General features: G+C 57.1%; 21 protein-coding genes. 17 read left to right on the forward strand and 4 right to left on the reverse strand.

The features are described from left to right. Window positions 1–102: 102 nt before the first annotated feature. From NHF56_RS20595 to NHF56_RS20635, 9 genes are all read left to right on the forward strand, one after another. Window positions 103–1,332 carry a branched-chain amino acid ABC transporter substrate-binding protein gene (locus NHF56_RS20595; RefSeq protein ID WP_252808158.1) on the forward strand — a complete coding sequence of 410 codons (1,230 nt, stop codon included), beginning with the start codon at window positions 103–105 and terminating at the stop codon, window positions 1,330–1,332. A gap of 117 nt (window positions 1,333–1,449) precedes the next feature. After that, complete coding sequence (locus NHF56_RS20600) at window positions 1,450–2,382, forward strand: branched-chain amino acid ABC transporter permease (protein ID WP_252808160.1); 933 nt, start codon at window positions 1,450–1,452, stop codon at window positions 2,380–2,382. Beyond that, complete coding sequence (locus NHF56_RS20605) at window positions 2,379–3,647, forward strand: branched-chain amino acid ABC transporter permease (RefSeq protein ID WP_252808162.1); 1,269 nt, start codon at window positions 2,379–2,381, stop codon at window positions 3,645–3,647. The genes NHF56_RS20600 and NHF56_RS20605 overlap by 4 nt, the downstream gene beginning before the upstream one ends. Before the next feature lie 2 nt (window positions 3,648–3,649). After that, window positions 3,650–4,426, forward strand: coding sequence for an ABC transporter ATP-binding protein (locus NHF56_RS20610; RefSeq protein WP_252808164.1), 777 nt, complete (start codon window positions 3,650–3,652; stop codon window positions 4,424–4,426). A 26-nt stretch (window positions 4,427–4,452) separates the two neighbouring features. After that, entirely contained in the window at window positions 4,453–5,148 is a 696-nt protein-coding gene (locus NHF56_RS20615) for an ABC transporter ATP-binding protein (RefSeq protein WP_252808226.1), read from the forward strand. A 563-nt stretch (window positions 5,149–5,711) separates the two neighbouring features. Beyond that, window positions 5,712–6,233, forward strand: coding sequence for a nutrient deprivation-induced protein (locus NHF56_RS20620; protein ID WP_252808166.1), 522 nt, complete (start codon window positions 5,712–5,714; stop codon window positions 6,231–6,233). Beyond that, entirely contained in the window at window positions 6,226–6,642 is a 417-nt protein-coding gene (locus NHF56_RS20625) for a phage holin family protein (protein ID WP_252808168.1), read from the forward strand. Before NHF56_RS20620 ends, NHF56_RS20625 begins: the two co-directional genes overlap by 8 nt. After that, window positions 6,642–7,622, forward strand: a complete 981-nt coding sequence (locus NHF56_RS20630) for a DUF3618 domain-containing protein (protein ID WP_252808170.1) — start codon at window positions 6,642–6,644, stop codon at window positions 7,620–7,622. The genes NHF56_RS20625 and NHF56_RS20630 overlap by 1 nt, the downstream gene beginning before the upstream one ends. 9 nt (window positions 7,623–7,631) lie before the next feature. Beyond that, the gene (locus NHF56_RS20635; protein WP_306431205.1) at window positions 7,632–8,693 is read left to right on the forward strand and encodes a YihY/virulence factor BrkB family protein; all 1,062 of its coding nucleotides are present in this window, start codon (window positions 7,632–7,634) and stop codon (window positions 8,691–8,693) included. Between the two features lie 27 nt (window positions 8,694–8,720). Here the strand turns inward: NHF56_RS20635 and NHF56_RS20640 are convergent, their stop codons facing one another. Continuing rightward, the gene (locus NHF56_RS20640; protein ID WP_252808171.1) at window positions 8,721–8,927 is read right to left on the reverse strand and encodes a Rieske 2Fe-2S domain-containing protein; all 207 of its coding nucleotides are present in this window, start codon (window positions 8,925–8,927) and stop codon (window positions 8,721–8,723) included. Then, entirely contained in the window at window positions 8,927–9,823 is an 897-nt protein-coding gene (locus NHF56_RS20645; RefSeq protein ID WP_252808172.1) for a LysR substrate-binding domain-containing protein, read from the reverse strand. The genes NHF56_RS20640 and NHF56_RS20645 overlap by 1 nt, the downstream gene beginning before the upstream one ends. Window positions 9,824–10,018: 195 nt before the next feature. On the opposite strand from NHF56_RS20645, the gene NHF56_RS20650 reads away from it, so the two are divergent. Together NHF56_RS20650 and NHF56_RS20655 are read left to right on the forward strand one after the other, a co-directional pair. After that, entirely contained in the window at window positions 10,019–11,203 is a 1,185-nt protein-coding gene (locus NHF56_RS20650) for a pyridoxal phosphate-dependent aminotransferase (protein ID WP_252808230.1), read from the forward strand. Between the two features lie 18 nt (window positions 11,204–11,221). Then, window positions 11,222–12,724, forward strand: coding sequence for an aldehyde dehydrogenase family protein (locus NHF56_RS20655; RefSeq protein ID WP_252808173.1), 1,503 nt, complete (start codon window positions 11,222–11,224; stop codon window positions 12,722–12,724). Between the two features lie 165 nt (window positions 12,725–12,889). On the opposite strand, the gene NHF56_RS20660 is transcribed toward NHF56_RS20655, so the two are convergent. Together NHF56_RS20660 and NHF56_RS20665 are read right to left on the reverse strand one after the other, a co-directional pair. Continuing rightward, window positions 12,890–13,693, reverse strand: a complete 804-nt coding sequence (locus NHF56_RS20660) for a BtpA/SgcQ family protein (RefSeq protein ID WP_252808174.1) — start codon at window positions 13,691–13,693, stop codon at window positions 12,890–12,892. 63 nt (window positions 13,694–13,756) lie between these two features. Further along, a complete protein-coding gene (locus NHF56_RS20665) occupies window positions 13,757–14,605 on the reverse strand; it encodes a DeoR/GlpR family DNA-binding transcription regulator (protein ID WP_252808175.1) in 849 nt (282 codons plus the stop codon). A gap of 173 nt (window positions 14,606–14,778) precedes the next feature. Here NHF56_RS20665 and NHF56_RS20670 point away from each other — a divergent pair, with 173 nt between their 5' ends. From NHF56_RS20670 to NHF56_RS20695, 6 genes are read left to right on the forward strand one after another with little or no spacing between them, the layout of a single operon-like run. After that, entirely contained in the window at window positions 14,779–15,564 is a 786-nt protein-coding gene (locus NHF56_RS20670; protein WP_254007785.1) for an SDR family NAD(P)-dependent oxidoreductase, read from the forward strand. A 53-nt stretch (window positions 15,565–15,617) separates the two neighbouring features. Continuing rightward, the gene (locus tag NHF56_RS20675) at window positions 15,618–16,778 is read left to right on the forward strand and encodes an ABC transporter ATP-binding protein (RefSeq protein WP_252808179.1); all 1,161 of its coding nucleotides are present in this window, start codon (window positions 15,618–15,620) and stop codon (window positions 16,776–16,778) included. A 51-nt stretch (window positions 16,779–16,829) separates the two neighbouring features. Next, window positions 16,830–18,320, forward strand: a complete 1,491-nt coding sequence (locus NHF56_RS20680) for an FGGY-family carbohydrate kinase (RefSeq protein WP_252808180.1) — start codon at window positions 16,830–16,832, stop codon at window positions 18,318–18,320. Next, the gene (locus tag NHF56_RS20685; protein WP_252808182.1) at window positions 18,313–18,924 is read left to right on the forward strand and encodes an HAD family phosphatase; all 612 of its coding nucleotides are present in this window, start codon (window positions 18,313–18,315) and stop codon (window positions 18,922–18,924) included. The genes NHF56_RS20680 and NHF56_RS20685 overlap by 8 nt, the downstream gene beginning before the upstream one ends. Further along, complete coding sequence (locus NHF56_RS20690) at window positions 18,921–19,592, forward strand: cysteine hydrolase family protein (protein WP_252808184.1); 672 nt, start codon at window positions 18,921–18,923, stop codon at window positions 19,590–19,592. Before NHF56_RS20685 ends, NHF56_RS20690 begins: the two co-directional genes overlap by 4 nt. Next, window positions 19,585–20,208 carry an isochorismatase family cysteine hydrolase gene (locus NHF56_RS20695; protein ID WP_252808186.1) on the forward strand — a complete coding sequence of 208 codons (624 nt, stop codon included), beginning with the start codon at window positions 19,585–19,587 and terminating at the stop codon, window positions 20,206–20,208. The genes NHF56_RS20690 and NHF56_RS20695 overlap by 8 nt, the downstream gene beginning before the upstream one ends. Window positions 20,209–20,225: the final 17 nt, after the last annotated feature.

Below are 20,225 nucleotides of genomic sequence, written 5' to 3' on the forward strand. Positions count from 1 at the left end.
AGTGCGGAATAATTTTCTGAAATTTTGTTTGACGTCGGCAATGAAGTCCTGTTGACTGTCCTTGTCAAGTACCGCTGGCTTACCAGCGTGGGAGGGGAAAATATGACACTGTTTGCCAAAGCTGCCATGGCAGCGTTTGTTGGTTTGGCTGCGCATGGAGTAGCGCAGGCCGATGTGAAAGTTGCATTCATTGATCCGTTGTCTGGACCTTTCGGTCCGTCAGGCACCGGTGCCTACACATCCTATGTTCTGGCGTTCGAGCATCTGAACGCAAACGGCGGAATGAACGGCGAAAAGGTCGAACTGACCGGTTACGACAACAAGGTCAGCCCGAAGGAGTCGCTGGTCCAGCTTCAAAAAGCCATTGATTCCGGCGCAAGGTTCATCATTCAGGGCAACGGCTCATCCGTAGCTGCTGCAATCATCGACGCGGTTAACAAACATAATGAGCGCAATCCTGGCGATGAAGTTGTCTTCCTGAACTATGCAGCTGTCACGCCTGCATTCACCAACGAAGCCTGCTCGTTCTGGCATTTCCGCTTTGACGCGCATGCCGACATGAAGATGAACGCCATCACCGACTGGCTCATCAAGCGCGACGATATCAAGAAGGTCTACCTGATCGGCCAGGACTATGTGTTCGGCAAGGCTGTTGCTGAGGCTGCCGTCAAGCAGCTCGGAGAAAAGAAGGAGTCCGTCGAGATTGTCGGAAACGAGTTGCATCCGCTCGGCAAGGTCAAGGACTTCACGCCCTATATCCAGAAAATCCAGGCTTCCGGCGCTGATGCGGTCATCACCGGCAACTGGGGACAGGACATGGTGCTGCTGGTCAAGGCTGCGGGAGATTCAGGCCTGAAAATTCCGTTCCTGACATTCTATGGCGGTTCGCTGGGCGCGGTCTCAACGCTTGGCGACGCCGCCATCGGCACGCTCTATCAGGTCAGCGAAGGCATCACCAATCTGGAAGCCAGCGATGCGCAATACGCTCTGATCGAAGAATACAAGGAGCGCTTTCCGGAATATGATTACTACTACCACCGTGCCTTCGAGGCCGTGGACATGCTCAAGGCGGCTTCCGAAAAGGCCGGCTCGAACGATCCGGTGGCCATTGCCAAGGCTCTTGAAGGTCTGACTGTTGAAGGTGCCTATGGCCCGGTCACGATGCGTGCATCGGATCACCAGGCGCAGCAGAATCTCTACGTCTCCACGGTGGCGAAGGACGTGAAATACACGGTCGACAACACCGACAAGGGATGGAAGCTGGTTGAAAACGGCAAGATCGATGCCGCAGCAGCTGAAGAGCCGACCACCTGTGAGATGGTACGTCCATAACAGGGACCTACCGCCTGAGGTTTAAGATCGGGCGCCGCCATATCAATTACCATCGGCGCCCGATCTGCATGATTTTCAGAGCTAGGTTTTGACAGGCGAGCCTTCGACGGGGACAGCATGGAAACAATCGTATTCTCCCTGCTAAACGGCATGATTTACGGGCTTTTGCTCTTCATGCTGTCAAGCGGGCTGACACTCATATTCTCGATGATGGGCATCTTGAACTTCGCCCATGCAAGCTTCTACATGTTGGGCGCCTATTTCGCCTACACCATCATGGGCGTGACCAATTTCTGGCTTGCGCTGTTTCTGGCGCCGGTTCTGGCTGGCGGTGTCGGAATGCTTGTCGAACGCTGGGGCCTGCGCCGCGTGCATGTCAACGGCCATGTGGCAGAGCTTTTGTTCACCTTCGGTCTTGCTTATCTGATCGACGAGGTCGTCAGGATCATCTGGGGCCGAAATGCGGTGAACTACAAGGTGCCGGAGGCGCTCGACTTCACGCTTTTCACGCTTTACGGATCGAACTACCCGGCCTACCGCATCTTCATTCTGTTTGTCGCAGTTTTCATGCTGGTGTCGCTTTGGTATCTTCTCAAGAGGACACGCATCGGCCTCATCATTCAGGCGGCCCTCACTCACCCGCACATGGTGGGTCATCTTGGGCACAATGTACCGCTTGTCTTCATGAGCGTGTTCGGCGCAGGTTGCGCCCTTGCCGGCCTTGCCGGTGTGATTGGCGGAAATTACTTCATCACCGACCCCGCCATGGCGGTCCAGATGGGACCGATCGTTTTCGTGGTCGTCGTCGTTGGCGGCCTGGGGTCGCTTGAGGGTGCCTTTCTGGCGGCCATGCTGATCGGCATATTGCAGACCTCGGCGGTTTCCATCAACGCATCCTTCTCCGACATATTCGGCTTCCTCGGCCTGACGGCGAGCTCCGAGTTGGGGCGGATCACCGTTGCCCAGTTGGCGCCGACCCTGCCTTTCCTGCTGTTGGTGCTGGTTCTGATCGCCAGACCCAGAGGCCTCATGGGGGAACGTGAGGTATGACAGACATGACCACCAACATGACGACGCTGGCTCCAAGCGCATCGGAGAAATTCACTCAGCGGGCGCTGCCGTTCATTCTCTTCGCGCTGCTTCTAATTGTCATTCCCTTCATCGGTGTTTCCCGGGGAACGCTCACCCTCTTCAACCATATCGGCATCAATATCGTTTTTGCGCTCAGCTATAATATGCTGCTCGGCCGCGCTGGCCTTCTGTCCTTTGGTCATGCCGTCTATCTGGGTCTTGGCGGCTATTTCTGCGTCCATATTCTAAACTGGATCGCGGACGCTGATGGGAGTGGCTTCTGGGGCAATGTTCCGGTCTTTTCGCTTCCCATTTTCGGCTTTGCCATGGGTGCGCTTGCCGGCGCCATCATCGGCTGGCCCTCTTGTCGCCGCGCGGGAACCGCGTTTGCAATGATTTCGCTCGGTGTCGCGGAACTGATGTCCACGGCAGCCTTCATGTTCGACAGTTTATTCGGCGGCGAGATGGGAATTTCCGGCGACCGGATGTCCGGCCCGAAATTTTTCGGCCTGTCGATGGGACCAATTGAGCAGGTCTATTATTTCATCGCCTTCTGGACCCTTGTCGGAACGGTTGCAATGTATGCCTTCACCCGCACGCCGCTCGGTCGCCTCTCGGAGGCCACGCGCGACAATGCCGAGCGGGTCCAGTTCATCGGTTATGATCCAACGCGGGTCCGGTATCTCGTCTTCATCTTTGCCGGCGCATTTGCGGGCATGGCAGGCGGCATGTCGGCCGTCCAGGACGAGATCTTCACGCCAGACAGCCTCTCGCTCATCCCGTCCGGCGCAATTCTCATTGCGACCTATATCGGTGGCATCCGCTTTTTCGCGGGGCCCATATTCGGTGCAATCTTGATGACCTACATGGGCTCGAACCTTTCCGACTATACAGCGGGGTGGCTGCTCTATCTCGGACTGATGTTCATCTCGGTGGTGCTTTTCGTGCCGGATGGCATCGCTGGTCTTGTCTTCGGCTTTTGGAGAGGGATCCGCTCGCCGGGCCGTTATGCGCTGATCGGCAAATGGATCACGCAAATCCTTGGTCTGGCGCTAGTGGCAACATCCGTCATTGTCGTTGTGGAAGTCGCTTATCGATGGTCGGATGGATATGGAGATGTGTTCGCACCGTTCGGTTTCGACCTGCCGCATAACGGGGCCCTGACGTGGGTCATAGGTACTTTGCCGCTGCTGGCCGGAATCCTGATCCTGCGCCGCGTCAAACGCACAGAAAGCGAGGCTTGAAGATGACTGAAGCCGCTTTGCAGCTCATTGATGTCCACAAGAGCTTTGGCCACGCCAAGATCATACAAGGTTTAAACCTTGAGGTTGCCAAAGGCGAACGCCATGCCATCATCGGTCCGAACGGGGCTGGTAAATCAACATGCTTCAACCTCATTTCGGGGCGTTTCCGGCCCACATCGGGGCGTATTCTCCTCAATGGCAAGGAGGTGGGCGGAAAACCCGCCTTCGAGGTCAACAGGCTCGGGCTTTCCCGCAGCTTTCAGGTCTCCAACATATTCGCCAACATGACGGTGCGCGAAAACGTGCGATGCAGTCTGCTCTATTCACAAGGGCATGGTTATGCATTCTGGCGCAATGTCGGTTCCTCACGTGAACTGCAGGAAAAAACAGCCTGGGTTCTCGAGCGGGTCGGGCTGATTGACAAGGCACACACGCCAGCGGCCCTGCTCTCCTATGCCGATCAGCGCACCCTTGAGATCGCGATGACCATTGCCGGAGACGCAGACGTGATCCTGCTGGATGAACCGACAGCCGGCATGAGCCATTCGGAGACGGAATACGCGGTCGAACTCATCCGCAAGGCGACAGAAGGAAAGACGCTCGTGATTGTCGAACATGACATGGGCGTGGTCTTCGGGCTTGCCGACCGGATCAGCGTTCTCGTCTATGGCGAGATCATTGCAACCGGAAAACCGGAGGAAATCCGCGGAGACCCCAAGGTGCGCAGCGCCTATCTTGGCGATGATGCCGAAGCCCTGACTTTGGGAGGTGCTGCATGAGCCATGTCCAACGCAATGTCGAGCCCATGCTGAAGGTTGAAAACCTGCACGCCTATTATGGCAAGAGCCATGTGCTGCAAGGCGTCAATATGGAAATCGCGCCTGGTGAAGTTGTCGCACTCCTCGGGCGCAATGGCGTTGGCCGGTCGACGACTGCCAAGGCAATCATGGGCGAGGTTCCGCCCAAGGGACAGATCCTCTTCAAGGGACAACGCATCTCGGGCCTGCCAAGCCATCGCATCGCGCATCTCGGCCTTGGATATGTTCCCGAAAACCGGGATATCTTCCCAGCAATGACGGTGCGGCAGAACCTCATTCTCGGTATCAAGAACATGCAAAATACGGGACGTTGGAACATCGAGCAGATGCTTGACATGTTCCCGAACCTGAAAGCGCGCGCGGACACGGCAGCTGGAGTGCTTTCCGGCGGCGAGAAGCAGATGCTGACGATCTGCCGGACCCTGATGGGGGATCCCGACCTGATCATTATCGACGAACCGACAGAAGGTCTGGCACCGAAGATCGTCCAACAGGTAGGCGACCTGATCGCGACCATTGCCAAGGCAGGCGTCTCGATCCTGCTTGTGGAACAGAAACTTTCGATCGCCCTTCGCATTGCCGACAAGGTCTATGTGATGGGCCACGGCGAGATCGTCTACGAAGGCTCCCCGCAGGAATTTCTCGACCGCAGCGATATTCGCAAGGAATGGCTGGAGGTTTAGGCGAAGGGGACCTTCCTGAAGGTCCTGTTACCTGCACCAGCCGCTAGACTGTTTCAGTTTTTGACTGAAACAGCCTACATTTTTTCGCTCACGCCACTTGCGCTTTGCGAAATGCTCCACTGTGGCGGCGCATTAGCGCCGGGCCACGCTTGTGGCCTTGAGCGCTTCAATTAAAAGTTGAACCGCTCTAAACTGCAGTAACCAGTTTATGTTTTGCAATCCGGCAAGGTTTGCGCCGTTCTTTTTCCCGCCAGCCATTATTGGCGATAGTTCAAGCAATGAAGCTACTGGCTGCTCCCCGCTTGACCAGATCAACACGGATATTGTCTCAAAACGTTGCCTACTTCGAGAACCGCACATGCCTGATGATGCGCTTTGCAGGCGTCTGATGACTGAGGGAAGGCTGGATGCACGGCTGATTGCAGTCGATGCAGCGCTTGGCCAGCCCTGTGAGGTTTCAGCAAAAACGGTGAGGTCGTGTGCATTGCAGATTTGACCGGAACATTGGCGACAAAACGAAGTTGGGGGGCAAATTCGTCAATTATCGATCAGAGGAGATTTCCATGACACAAGACACTCCGCGCTCTGCTGAACGGATGGGAGACCCCCATAACAGCACCCACAAAGAGGACGATCCTTCGGCAAAGCGGCAAACGCAGAGCCTGAAGGAAGAAATTGCAAGCGACATGGAAACGGGACGAGAAGCGGTTGCCAACGAGAAGGACAAGGTCGCCGGCAAGGTGAAGCACGCCGTGTCCGAGAATTCACATTTCGCTGCACGCCAACTCGGCGGCGTCGGCGAGGCCCTCGAAAAGGCCGGAGCGGAGCTCGAAGGCTCCGATCAACCTCAGGTCGGAAAATATGCCAGGGAAATCGGCGCAAGTGTTCGTGGCTTTGCCAAGCGGATGGAAAACAAGGACGCAAGCGAGATCGCACACATCGTTGAGGATTTCGGTCGCAGAGAACCGTTGGCCTTCCTCGGTATCGCTGCGGCGTCGGGCTTGGCAGCGAGCCGGTTTCTCAACGCTTCCAACCGACGCCGATCTGGTTCGCAATTGACACGTGAGGAGGAAGCCGATGCCTGATCAGAAAGAAAGAGCACCTATTGCCGAGCTGGCAACCGAACTGATTGCAGATGTCTCCAGCCTCTTGCGCAAGGAAATTGCGCTGGCCAAAGCGGAAGCTTCTGAGAAACTGGACCAGGCAATCTCGGGCGTCGAGATTCTGATCGCGGGTATCGTTTTCACTATTGCCGCTGTCGGCGTTCTCCTGACCGCGCTCGTAACGGGCATTGCAGCCCTGTTTGTCCAATGGGGCATGCCGGAGATGAGCGCAACAACCCTATCTGCAGTGATCGTCGGACTGATTTTCGCTTTGATCGGTTGGCGCTTGCTGGCCAACGGCATGAGTGCCCTCAAAGCACGTAACCTCACAATGGATCGGACGGCCGACTCCGTACGCCGTGATGTCCGTACAGCAAAGGAGAGCATGTGATGGATGCAGCAGCCAACAAGAGCTCGGCGGAGATCGAGCGTGAGATCAACGAAGACCGCGAGCGGATCGGCGAGCGGATAGAGGCGATCGGAGATCGCCTGTCACCTGGCCAGATTGTCGATGAGGTGCTGGCCTATGCAAAGCGCAGCGGCGGTGCCGACTTCGCGCGCAACCTCGGCCACGACGTCAAGACAAATCCCATCCCCGTGGCCCTCATGGGGGCCAGTCTGGCGTGGTTGATGGCCAGCAGAGGTGAGGCCTCGACGGCAGAGCGCCACAACGCCCCAGGGCCGGCCACTCCAGAAGTCGGCGACTATCCGCTTTACCCGGCTGTGGGAACAGTCCGGCGCGTCGGTCCGCCGCAGAATGAAGGCGACACCTTCTACAGTCATTTCTCTGACGATTCGGGCAAACGGCTGAAGGCATTGTCGGATTCAGCCGGCAATCGGGCTGGTCATTTCATGGATGAGGCGGGCAAAACCTACCGCGGCTTCAAGGATGCCAGCGGGCGGGAGATCGACCGGATCCTCGACGAGGCCGGTGAGGCTTTCGATGCGGCAACCGGATGGACGTCCGCCACCTGGGAGAGGGTCAAGCAGGCGGGTAGCGATATGAGCCATCGAGCCTCAACTGCAGCAAGTTCGGCCGGCGATGCGGCCTCCTCGGCGGCCAACCGGGCCCGGCAGCAGGGCGCGCAGCTGAACGATACGCTTGTGCATCACTTTCGAGACCACCCGCTCGTCGGGGCTGCCCTGGCCTTTGCCGCCGGTGCCGCGATCGGAGCTGCGCTTCCTTCGACGGAAACCGAGGACGAAGCGATGGGTGAGACTGCCACCTCCGTGAAGAAAGCAGGCACTGCTGCGGCAAGCGATTTGGCGTCTGAAACGCTGGAGCGAACAGCTGACGTGGCAACCGACGTCTACGAAACGGCCCGCAGCCGCGTGAATGAAGAACTGGACAAAGGTATCGATCGATCCTGATCAGACGCGTTGACTGATCTGGCGACCGACCGCGTTCGCGCGGTCGGCGTCTCGACAATCAATCCAGGAGTGCTTAAAAGTTTCCCGATGGACGAAGACGTGAATTCGAAGTGCCCTGCACTGGACGACGGCCAAGGAAGACAAGCGGAAAAGCCGAGCAGTATTCCTGCAAGAGGTTTTCTTGACGTGTTGCGTCGCATTGCTGGCGCATGGACAGAAGACCGGATCAGCCTTGTCGCGGCGGGCGTCACCTATTACCTGCTGCTCGCGGTTTTTCCAGCACTTGCCGTTCTGGTCAGTCTCTACGGCTTCATCTCCGACCCTTCAGACATAGCAGATCAGATCGATTTTCTTTCCGCCGTTGTTCCTGCCGGCATGCTTGACCTCATCACGCGCCAGCTTCATGCCCTGGCTGGGGAAAATACGTCGGCAACCGGATTTGCTTTTTTTGGTGGTCTTCTGGTTGCTTTTTGGAGCGCCAACAACGGTATCAAGGCGCTTTTCGAGGCCATGAATGTTGCTTATGGTGAAACTGAAAAGAGAAGCTTCATTCGTCTCAACCTGATTACATTTGGCTTCACCTTGGGCGCGCTTGTGGTGCTGATTATCCTTATCACCGGGATTGCGGTCGTTCCTGCTGCCGTTTCGCTGATTGGCCCCGCCGGCTGGATCGACGAGGCTGTGCGCCTCGCCCGGTGGCCGATCGTCTTGGCAGTTATCGCTGTGGGAATCTCGCTTCTCTACCGCTTTGGGCCGAGCCGCGAACAGGCGAAGTTGCGCTGGCTGAGCTGGGGTGCGGTTTTTTCCGTCGCCGTATGGCTCCTGAGCTCTGTGCTCTTTTCTTATTATCTGGAGAATTACGGCAACTACAATGCAACCTATGGAACGCTGGGTGCATTGATAGGATCCGTGGCGTGGATATGGCTTTCGATGATTATCCTGATTGTGGGCGCAAAGCTCAATGCTGAGCTTGAACACCAGACAGCAATCGATTCAACGATCGGAGAACCGCAACCCATGGGACAACGCGGCGCTCACGTTGCAGACACATTAGGCGCCACAAGAAGATAAGTGCATTGGGCACTCAATTGGGTTGTCTCAGCGCTCTTCTCCTCTTCGGGCCGCAAGAGGATGCACCGCCGATTGCGCCGGCATGACACATAGGCAGGTGATTGCACGAACATTGCCGCGACCTTCCAGAACGATAGACATGCGGTGGCGGCAGACATTCGACATGACGCGCAAAACGCCGTTCTTGTCTCGTAGAATGATGATGGGCCTGTCGACCTTCCGGCAAGAGAACATCAGCGAAGCGGTCGGCTGACTTGTTTCTTGAGCCAGTTCGCAAATTGCGTTGCCAGGGGCTTGGTTTGACCCGCCGGGGTCGCAATGTAATAATTGCGGCCAAACGAATCCGGCAGAACTGAAATCTGGCGCAAGGTACCAGACTGTATTTCGCTCTCGATGAGATAGGTCGGCAGGATCGCTGCACCCATGCCGGCAATGGCAGCAGCAATGACCAGCGCAAACTGGTCGAAATAGCTGCCTTTGCGTGCCGGCACATCGACACCTGCCAATGTCTGGCGAAAGTTCTCCCACAGGAGGGGTCTCGATGACATATGCAAAAGCGGCATATTGAAGAGATCCCGCGGCGTATCACCGAATTTATGGACAAGCTGCGGTGCGGCAACGGCAACGAGCCCTTCAGGGCAAAGCGGCGTCAGCTGCGCACCCGGCCACTCCTCACCGCCAGTGTGAATGGCGAGATCAATACCGGCTGCCGACAAATCAAAGGGCTCGCTGCGGCTGTAGACAAAAAGCTCAAGATCGTCGCGCACATTCTTGAATTCCGGCAGCCGCGGCATCAGCCAGCGCGACCCGAAAGTCGGCAACACAGCGATGGAAAGCAATTTGGTCGTACTGCCTGCGGCCACGGCATGGGAAATGGTTCGCCGCAGCCGCTCCAGATCATCGAAAAGTTCTCGGGCAAAGGTTCGGCCTGCATCCGTCAGGCGAACCCCCCTGCCCTCGCGCCGAAAGAGTGCTGCACCGATCTGGTCTTCGAGTTCCCTGATGTGACGACTGACAGCACCCTGCGTCAGCGACAGTTCTTCAGCCGCTGCGGTAAAGCTCTCATGCTTGGCCGCGGCCTCAAAACATCGAAGAACGGCCAGGCTTGGCAGATGGATTGCAGGCAGCATGCGCGAAACTCATACATTCATTTAACTCATGCAAAGATGCCTAAATGTGGCCTTTTATTCAAGTCTAAATGGGTTAGTCTCAGCCGCATCAACATCGAAAGATTGTCATGAAGACGAAGATGCGCCGGAAGAATGCTCCGACACACGCGTCTCTGAAAAGGAAAATTGGAGCCTACAGTGCCACACCCCGAGGCGATGGAGCATGCGGTAACGTTCAAGCGTGCATCACGCATTGCAGCGCTTGAGATTTCCGAGATCGTACAGCTTGCCGAGCGCGCCGCAGTGTTGCGCAGCGAGGGCCGCGACGTGCTTTCCTTTGCCACCGGCGAGCCGGATTTTCCCACACCTGAACATGTGGTTGAAGCCGCGCATGAAGCGGCATTGGCTGGCAAAACCCGTTACCCCGCAACGGTCGGCACGCCTGAACTGCGCAAAGCCATTGCTGCCGTCAACAATGTCAACGCCAGCGAAGTGATCGTCTCCACAGGCGCAAAGCAGGTTCTGGCCAATGCCATGCTTGCCACACTGGAACCCGGTGATGCCGTCATCATGCCGGCACCTTACTGGACAAGCTATTCCGACATTGTGAAAATGGCGGAAGGCGAACCGGTGGTCATACCCTGTTCGATGGCGGACAACTTCAAGCTCTCGCCTGAGCGTCTGGAGGCGGCGATAACACCGCGCACGCGCTGGCTGATGCTGAATTCGCCCTCCAATCCAACGGGGGTGATCTATAGCGCCGATGAAATCAAAGCGTTGGCTGCAGTGTTGCAGAGGCATCCGCATGTCTGGGTGCTCGCGGATGAAATCTATGAGCACCTGAATTTCGTGGACTTCACCTCCTTCAAGACCGCCGCACCCGAGCTGGCGGACAGGACCTTGATCGTGAACGGCGTTTCCAAAGCCTATTCCATGACCGGTTGGCGCATTGGCTGGGGCATCGGCCCTGTTGCGCTGATCAAGGCGATGGGGGCTGTTCAGGGGCAGGTCACCTCCGGTGCCTGCTCTATTGCGCAGGCGGCCGCCCTGGCAGCCTTGACCGGCGACCAGACATTGCTGGACACGCGCCGCAAAGCACTGCTGGCACGCCGCAACAAAGTGGTGGATGCACTCAATAGCATGGCAGGTATTGAGTGCCCCTCACCCGACGGTGCATTCTACGCCTTCCCGAATATAGAGGGTGCCATGAAAGCTGGCGGCTTTGCATCCGACGCTGAATTCTGCGCCTGGCTTCTGGACCATGCCAATGTGGCAATTGTGCCAGGCCGCGCCTTTGGGCTGCCCGGCCATGCCCGACTTTCATTTGCTTATTCCGACACTGAGCTCGATGCTGGCCTCCAGCGCATTGCCGCTGCCGTTGCCAGCCGTACAAACCGATAATCTCAAGGGAGATCAATGATGAACCATGCCGATATTTTGAAAGCCGCAGGCTTTGACGCAAGCGAACTCTCCGGCGGGACGCTCTCTGTCAAGAGCCCGATTGATGGTGCTGAAGTCGCCAAGATTGCTGAAACAAAGGCCGGCGATATGCCCGCCATCATCGCCAAGTCGCAGGCAGCCTTCAAGGCATGGTGCAAGGTTCCGGCCCCTCGCCGCGGCGAGCTTGTTCGCCTGTTGGGCGAAGAATTGCGGGCTTCGAAGGAAGAGCTTGGTGCCGTCGTGACGCTGGAAGCCGGCAAGATCACGTCCGAAGGTCTTGGTGAAGTGCAGGAAATGATCGATATCTGCGACTTTGCCGTCGGTCTTTCCCGCCAGCTTTACGGCCTGACAATTGCCTCAGAGCGCCCGGGCCACCGAATGACGGAAACCTGGCATCCGATGGGCCCATGCGGTGTCATCTCCGCATTCAACTTCCCGGTTGCCGTTTGGAGCTGGAACGCTGCGCTCGCACTTGTCTGCGGCAATCCGGTGATCTGGAAACCGTCTGAAAAGACCCCGCTGACCGCGCTCACATGCCTGAAGATATTGAACCGCGCGATTAAGCGTTTCGGTGCCGATGCGCCTGAAGGCCTGGTGCAGGTGGTGATTGGCGGCGCAGACATCGGCGAAGCGCTGGTCAATTCCAAGGATGTTCCGATCATTTCGGCCACCGGCTCCACCCGTATGGGCTCCATTGTCGGACCGAAAGTGATAGAACGCTTTGGCCGCCCGATCCTGGAGCTTGGCGGCAACAACGCCATGATCGTCGCGCCATCGGCCGATCTCGACATGGCGGTGCGCGCCATAGTCTTCTCCGCCGTTGGCACGGCTGGTCAGCGCTGCACCACGCTCCGCCGCCTGATTGCGCACAACTCCATTCGCGAGGAGCTGGTGAACCGCCTGAAAAAGGCATATGCCTCTCTGCCGATTGGCGATCCGCGCAAGGATGGCACGTTGATTGGCCCTCTGGTCGACAAACAGGCCGCAGACCGCATGCAGGCGCAGCTTGAAAAGGCAAAATCTGAAGGTGCGACGGTTCACGGTGGTGCAACCGTTACCACCAATGTTCCCGAAGGCGGAGCCTATGTCGAGCCTGCGCTCGTGGAAATGCCCAAGCAGACGGATACCGTTCGCGAAGAAACCTTCGCACCGATCCTCTATGTGATGGGCTATGACACACTGGATGAGGCTATCGACATTCAAAATGATGTGCCGCAGGGTCTTTCCTCGTGCATCTTCACGCTGAATGTACGCGAAGCCGAAACCTTCCTATCGGCTGTCGGTTCAGATTGCGGTATCGCCAATGTCAATATCGGCCCGTCCGGTGCTGAAATCGGCGGAGCCTTTGGCGGCGAAAAGGAAACCGGCGGCGGTCGCGAATCCGGCTCAGACGCCTGGAAAGGCTATATGCGTCGGCAGACCTCTACGGTGAATTACTCTGCCGAGCTGCCGCTCGCTCAGGGCGTGAAGTTCGACTTTTGAGCTGCGGAAGACCCTAAAGAAGTGAACAGGGCGCGCTGATCGAGCTGATCGGCGATGCCCTGAAACCCTAGGGGTGCGCGCTTTACGGTCAGCTTCTCGGCAAGACCGTCTGCATCAAAAAGTCGGACCTTCTTCCCCCGGTTTGCTCCGGGGGCTTAGCAAGGGTCAATTGCGGATATCGTTGACGATGTCCATGAAGCGTTTGACACGTTCGGGGTCCACCTTGTTCCAGGTGTTGCCTTCGAATTTGAAATGCGTGCCGATGATCACACCACTGGCGCATGACAGAATGTCGGCGACATTATCCTTGTTGACGCCCGTATTGGCAAAAACGGGAACATCGGAAACCGCATCGCAAACGGCGCGCAGACCCGATTGATCGACAGCCTGACCAGTGAGCGGCCCCGATACGAGGATTGCGTCAGCCTGCGACGAGAAGACCGCGCTGCGGGCGCGAAGCTCAAGCGGGCGCTGGTCGAGCGAATGGGCAAATTCCGCATTGATGTTGAAGAGCATTTTCATGTCTTTGCGGTCCAGCTTGGAGCGCAGCCGTGCCGCAGACGCACAATCAGGCGCCCAAACGCCCATGTCGGAGGCAAAGACGCCGGTGAAAATTTCGCGAACGAATTTCGCGCCGGTCGCTGCTCCGATAGCAATGCTGGCGACAGGGTCCCACAGATAATTGACACCAAATGGCACTTTCAACTGCGGCTTGACGGCCTGCACGATCGCGGTCATGGCGGCAATGCCTTCCGGCGGTGCCTTCAATTCGTAGGGTCGGTCGTTTTCATTGCCGAACATGATGGCATCCACGCCGCCGGCCTGCAGCTTTTCAACGTCGCTGAGAACATCCTCAATCAGCTTGTCTACACCGCCGTCTGAATCATAGCCCGGAGACCCAGGAAGAGCGCCAATATGCGACATCGCAATAATGACCTTCTTCTTCTCTCCAAAAAAATCAAAAACCATTTACTGCTCCGAAATATAACTGGGTTGGGCCACGTCGAGCTGTGACATTGCGTGATGCGGCTCTTATTGGGTCTGCTTGGCGATCAGCACTTCAACATCTGCTGCCGCGAGTGCTTCGGCGAGCTCCGCCGGTGGTCGGGCGTCGGTGATCAGAAGGTCGAAATCGGCCAGGGGGGCGATGTGAACCAGCGACATGCGATGAAACTTCGCAGCATCGCAAAGGACGACCTTCTTTGTGGAGCGTTTCAGGTAGACCCGCTTCATCTCTGTGTCGTCAAATGAGTAATCGTATATTCCGTCCGGCGTGAGCCCGGACACACCGACAAAGGCGATATCGAACCACAATTCGGCAAATTGTGCGACGGCGCTTGCATTCGAAATCGACATCTCGTCATTTCGCACACGCCCGCCTGGAATGTAGACCTCACCCAGCCCCTCTCCGAGCTGGATGGCATTTCGAACGCTGTTGGTGAAAAACTTCACGTGCTGCTGCGGCGCAAGCAGGCGAGATAAGAGAAATGTCGTGGTGCCTACATCCAACGCAATGGCACGCGCGCCCGCTGCAACATTTGCAGCGGCCTGTGCAATCAGGCGTTTGGGCAGAGCGTTTTTGCCGAGGCGCGCCTGAAAGGCCGGCTCATTGAATGAGACAGGAACACTTTCCGCAACACTTGAAATGGTTCGCTCGGTGCTCACAGCACCGCCATGGGTGCGGGCAAGACGACCGTCGCGTTCCAGCTCCGTCAGGTCACGGCGGATTGTCATTTCCGATACCCCAAGCTGCGCGGCGATTTCGGTCACGGACACTGCACCGGTCTCGGCAAGTGCGTCCAATATCCAGCCGTGACGCGTGCGCGCCAGAACTTTGGTTTTTTCGGTCGGGTGAGTTTCTGTCTCTGATTCTGTGTTCATTTCAGACCATCGCTCAAACAATCTTTAATATGAGCGATCTCCATCCTCTCTGTGATCAACACGCTGTAATGTTATGTGCTTAAAGCAGAAAGCGAACAAATTCAAACATAATTTTCGATTGATTTGTAAGTTTTTGTTGTTATATGATCGCAACGTTGTTTTAGTTGGAGTTTATGCGCGTGGGACAGCCCAAATACGGGGAATTGAACGGTTTGAAGGCAATTGTCACCGGTGGTGGCAGCGGCATTGGGCGTGCCATTGTAAAAGCGCTCGCGCAGCAAGGCATAACAGTCGCCGTATGTGACATTCAGCTTGAGGCGGCGCAAGCTGTGGCAGCCGAGATCGGTGGGCAGGCCATTCGGATTGATGTGCGCAATCGCGACTCCGTCCAGGCAGCTTTTGACGAAGCGGCTCAGGTTATGGGCGGCTATGACATTCTGATTGCGAACGCCGGCGTTTCCAGCATGCAGCACGCCCTCTCGCTGACCGACGAAGAGTGGGATTTCAATTTCGATGTCAACACACGCGGTATCTTTCTGTCGAACCAGATTGCAGCGCGCGCATTTGTTAAACAGGGACGTGGTGTCATTGTGAACACGGCCTCGCTTGCGGCCAAAGTGGGTGCGCCTTTGCTGGCGCATTACTCAGCGAGCAAGTTTGCCGTTCTGGGCTGGACGCAGGCACTGGCGCGCGAACTTGCCCCGCAGGGTATTCGTGTCAACGCCGTGTGCCCGGGATTTGTCAAAACGGGCATGCAGGAGCGAGAGATCGCCTGGGAGGCGGAGCTTCGTGGTGTGACGCCGGAAAAGGTAGTCGAAGACTATATTTCCCAGACCCCTCTTGGACGTATCGAAACCCCTGAGGATGTTGCCGATGTTGTCGTTTTCCTTTGCTCCGATTCCGCCCGTTTCATGACCGGGCAAGGGGTTAATGTGACCGGCGGCGTCTATATGACCTGATACGTGGTGGCGTGCATTGGCCGACATCGCGTCACATCAAAACTGGAGACTACATGGCGTCCATCATATTTGAGGGTGTCGAAAAGCGCTATCCTGATGGGTCGACCGCTATTCGCCACCTTGATCTGGAAATTAAAGATGGCGAATTTCTCGTGCTTGTTGGGCCCAGTGGCTGCGGCAAGTCGACGGCGCTGCGCATGATCGCCGGCCTTGAAGACATTACTGGCGGTCAGTTGAAAATTGGCGGCAATGTTGCCAACGGTCTGGCACCACGGGATCGGGATGTGGCCATGGTATTTCAATCCTATGCGCTATATCCGCATATGTCGGTGGAAGAAAATATCGGCTTTGGTCTTTCCGCACGCGGCGTTGCAAAAGAAGAAATAGCGCTAAAAGTTCAGAAAACGGCAGAACTCCTTGAATTGGAGCCTTATCTCAAGCGCAAGCCGGGGCAGCTTTCCGGTGGTCAGCGCCAGCGCGTCGCCATGGGTCGGGCGTTGGTGCGGGAGCCGAACGCATTCCTGATGGATGAGCCGCTTTCCAACCTGGACGCCCGGCTTCGTGGTCAGATGCGCGCGGAAATCGCCCGATTGCAGAAGATGACCGGAGTGACCACTGTCTATGTAACCCATGATCAGATTGAAGCGATGACCATGGGTGATCGCGTTGCGGTGATGCGCGGCGGCGTTCTGCAGCAACTTGGCGCGCCCAGAACGCTTTATGATGCACCCGACAACCTGTTTGTTGCCGGGTTCATCGGAACACCGTCCATGAATTTTGTGAAGGCGACAGTGATTGCTGATGGTAAAGATCTTTTTGCCGAAGTTGGCGCATTTCGGTTGCCGCTTGATGCCGGACTTTTGGAGAAGCGACCGGCCCTGAATACCTTTCTGGGAAAGACCATTACGCTTGGCATTCGCCCGGAAGTGCTGGCTACCGCTGACGAAGCAGATGCGAGCAAAGGACGGATGCAGGGGAATGTTGCCTTTGTTGAGGATTTTGGCGCAACGCAGCTTGTTCATCTGGATGTCGAATCTGCTTCTGTTGAGGAGGCAGCCGATGAGGATGCTGAATTGACGCTTTCCGGAAACCGTTTACGCGCCGCTCTGCCAGCCAGTCTTACCATAAAATCCGGTGACGTGCTGACCGTGACCGTCGATCCTGTTCACGTTCATTTCTTCGACCCTGAGACGGAGCAGGCCATTCGTGCCTGAGCGCAGATCGTTTCTGATTGCGCGCCGTTTGCCCTTTGAAAGGTTTTCCCAATGCCTGTCGTCATAGGTCTGGATATTGGCACGACGTCCACCGTGGCCGTGGCGATGGAACCTTCGGGCAAAACGATCGCATGGGCGTCGCGGGCTTCGAGACTGTCGTCGCCGCAGCCCGGATTTGCTGAGGCAGACCCGGAAGCATGGTGGCAAAACGCGCAAGACGTGCTTCTGGAGGTCGCTGGCAGTTTGCCGGCGTTTGCTGAATTGGCCGGCATTTGTGTCACCGGCATGCTGCCCGCTGTTATTCTTCTGGACGAAAACCGCAATGTGCTCCGCCCCAGTATCCAGCAGAGCGATGCGCGTTGTGGCAAGGAAGTGGAAGCGCTTCTGAACGCAACGGCAGAACCGGAGTTCCTCAGGCGAACGGGCCAGGGTATTACCCAGCAACTGGTCGCGCCGAAACTGCGCTGGATTGCGAGGCACGAGCCCGATTGCTTTTCGAGAATCTCTCACGTCCTGGGTTCTTATGACTTCATCAATTTGAAGCTTACCGGCAATATAGCGGTAGAGCGCAATTGGGCGCTTGAAGCAGGATTTATCGATCTTGAAAGTCACCAGATCGAGGATGATCTGGTTGCCTTGTCCGGCTTGCCGAGACGCGTTCTGCCTCCCTTGGTGGCCGCGCATGAAATCGCTGGTCATGTGACCGAGGACGCCGCGGCTCTGACAGGATTGCCGGTGGGCCTGCCGGTCTTCGGCGGCGCTGCCGATCATATTGCCTCAGCGCTTGCCGCCGGTTTGACGAATGCCGGCGATGTCTTGCTGAAGTTTGGCGGCGCAGGCGACGTTATCGCCATTGCCGACAAGCCGGAGCCGGACCGCCGGCTCTTTCTCGACTACCACCTGATCCCCGGTCTTTATGCGCCCAACGGCTGCATGGCGTCGACTGGCTCGCTGCTGCGCTGGCTTGCCGGCATGATTGGCGGCAGCCAGGATGATGATGTTCTGAAAGTGCTGGATAGGGAGGCTGAAACCATTCCGGCCGGAGCCGACGGTGTCAGGGCGCTTCCCTACTTTCTCGGAGAGAAAACGCCGATCCATGACCCGATGGCACGTGGCACCCTGACGGGACAGAGCCTTGGTCACGAACGCGGCCACATATGGCGTGCAATACTCGAATCCGTCGCCTGTGGATTTCGACACCATCTGGAGGTTCTGGAAGAAACCGACCGGCCAGCGGCGCGCCTTCTGGCCTCCGATGGAGGAAGCCGAAGCCGCATCTGGATGCAGATCGTTGCCGATATCTGCGGGCAGCCGGTACACGCTCTCGCAGATGCCTATGGGTCCTCCGTCGGCGCGGCCTGGGTTGCCGCTGTCGGCTCGCACCTTGCTTCCTGGGACGATGTTGCGAAATCCACAATTGTCGGCACTGTCTACAAGCCTTCGGAGGCAGGCAAGGCTATGGGCGATGTCATTTATTCCGATTATCGCGAACTTTACGGCGCGCTGAAGGGCTTTTTTGCCAGGGAGCCTCGGGATGGTTGATGCAATAGCCTGGGACGTTGACGGAACCCTGGTCGACAGCGAGCCATTGCACCATGTTGCCTTGATGGCGGTCTCCAAACGATACGGAGTCCACGTCTCGGCGGATGACACCCGCTTTGTTGGCGTGGCCATGGACGATGTCTGGCGTGTCATGTCGCAACAATATCCTCCCGAGCTCACACGCGCGGTTTGGCTGGAAGAGATTGTTGAAGCCTATATCGACAATGCGTCCAAACTGAAGCCTGTTCGTGGGGCCTGCGAAGCCATGGCGGCGTTTTACCAGGCAGGATTTACGCAGTGCTGTGTCTCCAATTCTGCACGGCGTATCGTGGAGGCCAATCTCGCTGCACTGGGACTGGACCGCATGGTTTCGTTTTTGGTGGCACGCGAGGACGTCGATGAGGGCAAACCCGATCCTGCTCCTTATGCATTGGCATGTGCAAAGCTGGGTATGGATCCGGCCAGCGTTCTGGCAATCGAAGATAGCCCGGTGGGGGCAGAATCTGCCCGCCGCGCGGGGCTTTCAGTTCGCCAGCTCGGCGTGGATTTCGATGATTTCTCTTCGCTTGTCCGAACGATCACTACGGAACGTGCATCGATATGACTATGTTCTGGCCGTACTCACAACCCGAAGATGCCGACAAGGTAGCGTTGGTTGTCATTGATATGCAGGTGGATTTCTGCGCGCCCGGTGGCTGGGTTGACCAGCTTGGCGAAGATATTGCCAACACACGCGCGGTAATCCCGGCTGTTGCGCGGGCGCTTCAGCTTGCACGTGATGCAGGAATGGCTGTGTTTCATACCCGCGAGGGCCATCTGCCCGACTTGAGCGATCTACCGGCAAACAAACAATGGCGGACGCGGGTTCACGGTCTCGGCATCGGCGACGAGGGCGCCTGCGGACGTATTCTCGTGCGCGGCGAACCGGGGTTTCAAATTGTGCCCGAACTGGCACCTCTCAAGGGCGAGGTCGTCATCGATAAACCCGGCAAATCAGCCTTTCACGCTACCGATTTTGATCAACAGCTCAAAAGCGCCGGCATAAGCCATCTGGTGATCACCGGTGTGACATCGGATTGCTGTGTGCAATCCACCTTCCGGGACGGTTATGAGCGTGGCTATGAGTGCGTAATTCTCGAAGACTGTACGGCTGCGGTTGAACACAGAAATCATGCGGCAACGATGGATATTTTGAAAGCCTATGGCGGGCGCTGGGGCACCGTTTCCAACCTGACCGGGTTTCAGCAGGCGATAGAGGCCATTCATGCCTGAGATGTTTGCGAATGTAGATGCTGTTCCCTATCGCTGGCCATTTAACGGGCAGTGGAATGCCGATGATACGGCACTTCTCTTGCTGGGATTTCAGAATACTCTTGTGGAAGCGCTGGATGCGGAGGCTGAAGTCGCGGTTGCCGCTCGGCTTGCCGAAGCAGCCCGCAAAAAGAACATTCCAGTCGTGGCGTCCAGGCGCGGGCAGGTGGCCGGTGTGCCTGCAGTCTTGCAGCGGCAGATGCTGCCCGGGCTCATCACGCCTGAACGGGAAACAGAGGGCTGGCAACTGTCCGCCCAGTTCGCACCACCCGGCGAAATATCGGTTGTCGACCATGCCGGCGATAACGCCTTTTACGAAACCGGACTTGAGCTGTCGTTGAGGGAACGAGGTATCCGCAACTTGCTGATCTGTGGCCTTCCAACGGAAGGGCTGGTGCACGCCACGCAGCGCAATGCCAATGACATGGGTTTTGAGTGTTTGGCCATTGCCGATGCCTGCAAGGGGACTTCGCCAGACCGGCATGCGAGCCAATTGCGCATCACCACTTTTGGCAACGGCCTCTTCGGCGCTGTTGCGACGTCCGATTCCGTTTTTCGCTCTCTTTCAAGAACTTGATACACGAATAGAGGATT

The sequence above is a fragment of the Rhizobium sp. L1K21 genome (assembly GCF_024055895.1).
Lineage (GTDB): Bacteria > Pseudomonadota > Alphaproteobacteria > Rhizobiales > Rhizobiaceae > Ensifer_A.

What these genes read in the sequence shown, in the direction of transcription:
- NHF56_RS20695 (WP_252808186.1), top strand. Translation starts at nt 19,585, where the DNA reads ATGCCTGAGATGTTTGCGAATGTAGATGCTGTTCCCTATCGCTGGCCA.
- NHF56_RS20595 (WP_252808158.1), top strand. Translation starts at nt 103, where the DNA reads ATGACACTGTTTGCCAAAGCTGCCATGGCAGCGTTTGTTGGTTTGGCT.
- NHF56_RS20680 (WP_252808180.1), top strand. Translation starts at nt 16,830, where the DNA reads ATGCCTGTCGTCATAGGTCTGGATATTGGCACGACGTCCACCGTGGCC.
- NHF56_RS20660 (WP_252808174.1), bottom strand. Translation starts at nt 13,693, where the DNA reads ATGGTTTTTGATTTTTTTGGAGAGAAGAAGAAGGTCATTATTGCGATG.
- NHF56_RS20630 (WP_252808170.1), top strand. Translation starts at nt 6,642, where the DNA reads ATGGATGCAGCAGCCAACAAGAGCTCGGCGGAGATCGAGCGTGAGATC.
- NHF56_RS20615 (WP_252808226.1), top strand. Translation starts at nt 4,453, where the DNA reads ATGCTGAAGGTTGAAAACCTGCACGCCTATTATGGCAAGAGCCATGTG.
- NHF56_RS20650 (WP_252808230.1), top strand. Translation starts at nt 10,019, where the DNA reads ATGGAGCATGCGGTAACGTTCAAGCGTGCATCACGCATTGCAGCGCTT.
- NHF56_RS20620 (WP_252808166.1), top strand. Translation starts at nt 5,712, where the DNA reads ATGACACAAGACACTCCGCGCTCTGCTGAACGGATGGGAGACCCCCAT.
- NHF56_RS20665 (WP_252808175.1), bottom strand. Translation starts at nt 14,605, where the DNA reads ATGAACACAGAATCAGAGACAGAAACTCACCCGACCGAAAAAACCAAA.
- NHF56_RS20625 (WP_252808168.1), top strand. Translation starts at nt 6,226, where the DNA reads ATGCCTGATCAGAAAGAAAGAGCACCTATTGCCGAGCTGGCAACCGAA.
- NHF56_RS20645 (WP_252808172.1), bottom strand. Translation starts at nt 9,823, where the DNA reads ATGCTGCCTGCAATCCATCTGCCAAGCCTGGCCGTTCTTCGATGTTTT.
- NHF56_RS20675 (WP_252808179.1), top strand. Translation starts at nt 15,618, where the DNA reads ATGGCGTCCATCATATTTGAGGGTGTCGAAAAGCGCTATCCTGATGGG.
- NHF56_RS20670 (WP_254007785.1), top strand. Translation starts at nt 14,779, where the DNA reads ATGCGCGTGGGACAGCCCAAATACGGGGAATTGAACGGTTTGAAGGCA.
- NHF56_RS20655 (WP_252808173.1), top strand. Translation starts at nt 11,222, where the DNA reads ATGAACCATGCCGATATTTTGAAAGCCGCAGGCTTTGACGCAAGCGAA.
- NHF56_RS20610 (WP_252808164.1), top strand. Translation starts at nt 3,650, where the DNA reads ATGACTGAAGCCGCTTTGCAGCTCATTGATGTCCACAAGAGCTTTGGC.
- NHF56_RS20600 (WP_252808160.1), top strand. Translation starts at nt 1,450, where the DNA reads ATGGAAACAATCGTATTCTCCCTGCTAAACGGCATGATTTACGGGCTT.
- NHF56_RS20690 (WP_252808184.1), top strand. Translation starts at nt 18,921, where the DNA reads ATGACTATGTTCTGGCCGTACTCACAACCCGAAGATGCCGACAAGGTA.
- NHF56_RS20640 (WP_252808171.1), bottom strand. Translation starts at nt 8,927, where the DNA reads ATGTTCTCTTGCCGGAAGGTCGACAGGCCCATCATCATTCTACGAGAC.
- NHF56_RS20685 (WP_252808182.1), top strand. Translation starts at nt 18,313, where the DNA reads ATGGTTGATGCAATAGCCTGGGACGTTGACGGAACCCTGGTCGACAGC.
- NHF56_RS20605 (WP_252808162.1), top strand. Translation starts at nt 2,379, where the DNA reads ATGACAGACATGACCACCAACATGACGACGCTGGCTCCAAGCGCATCG.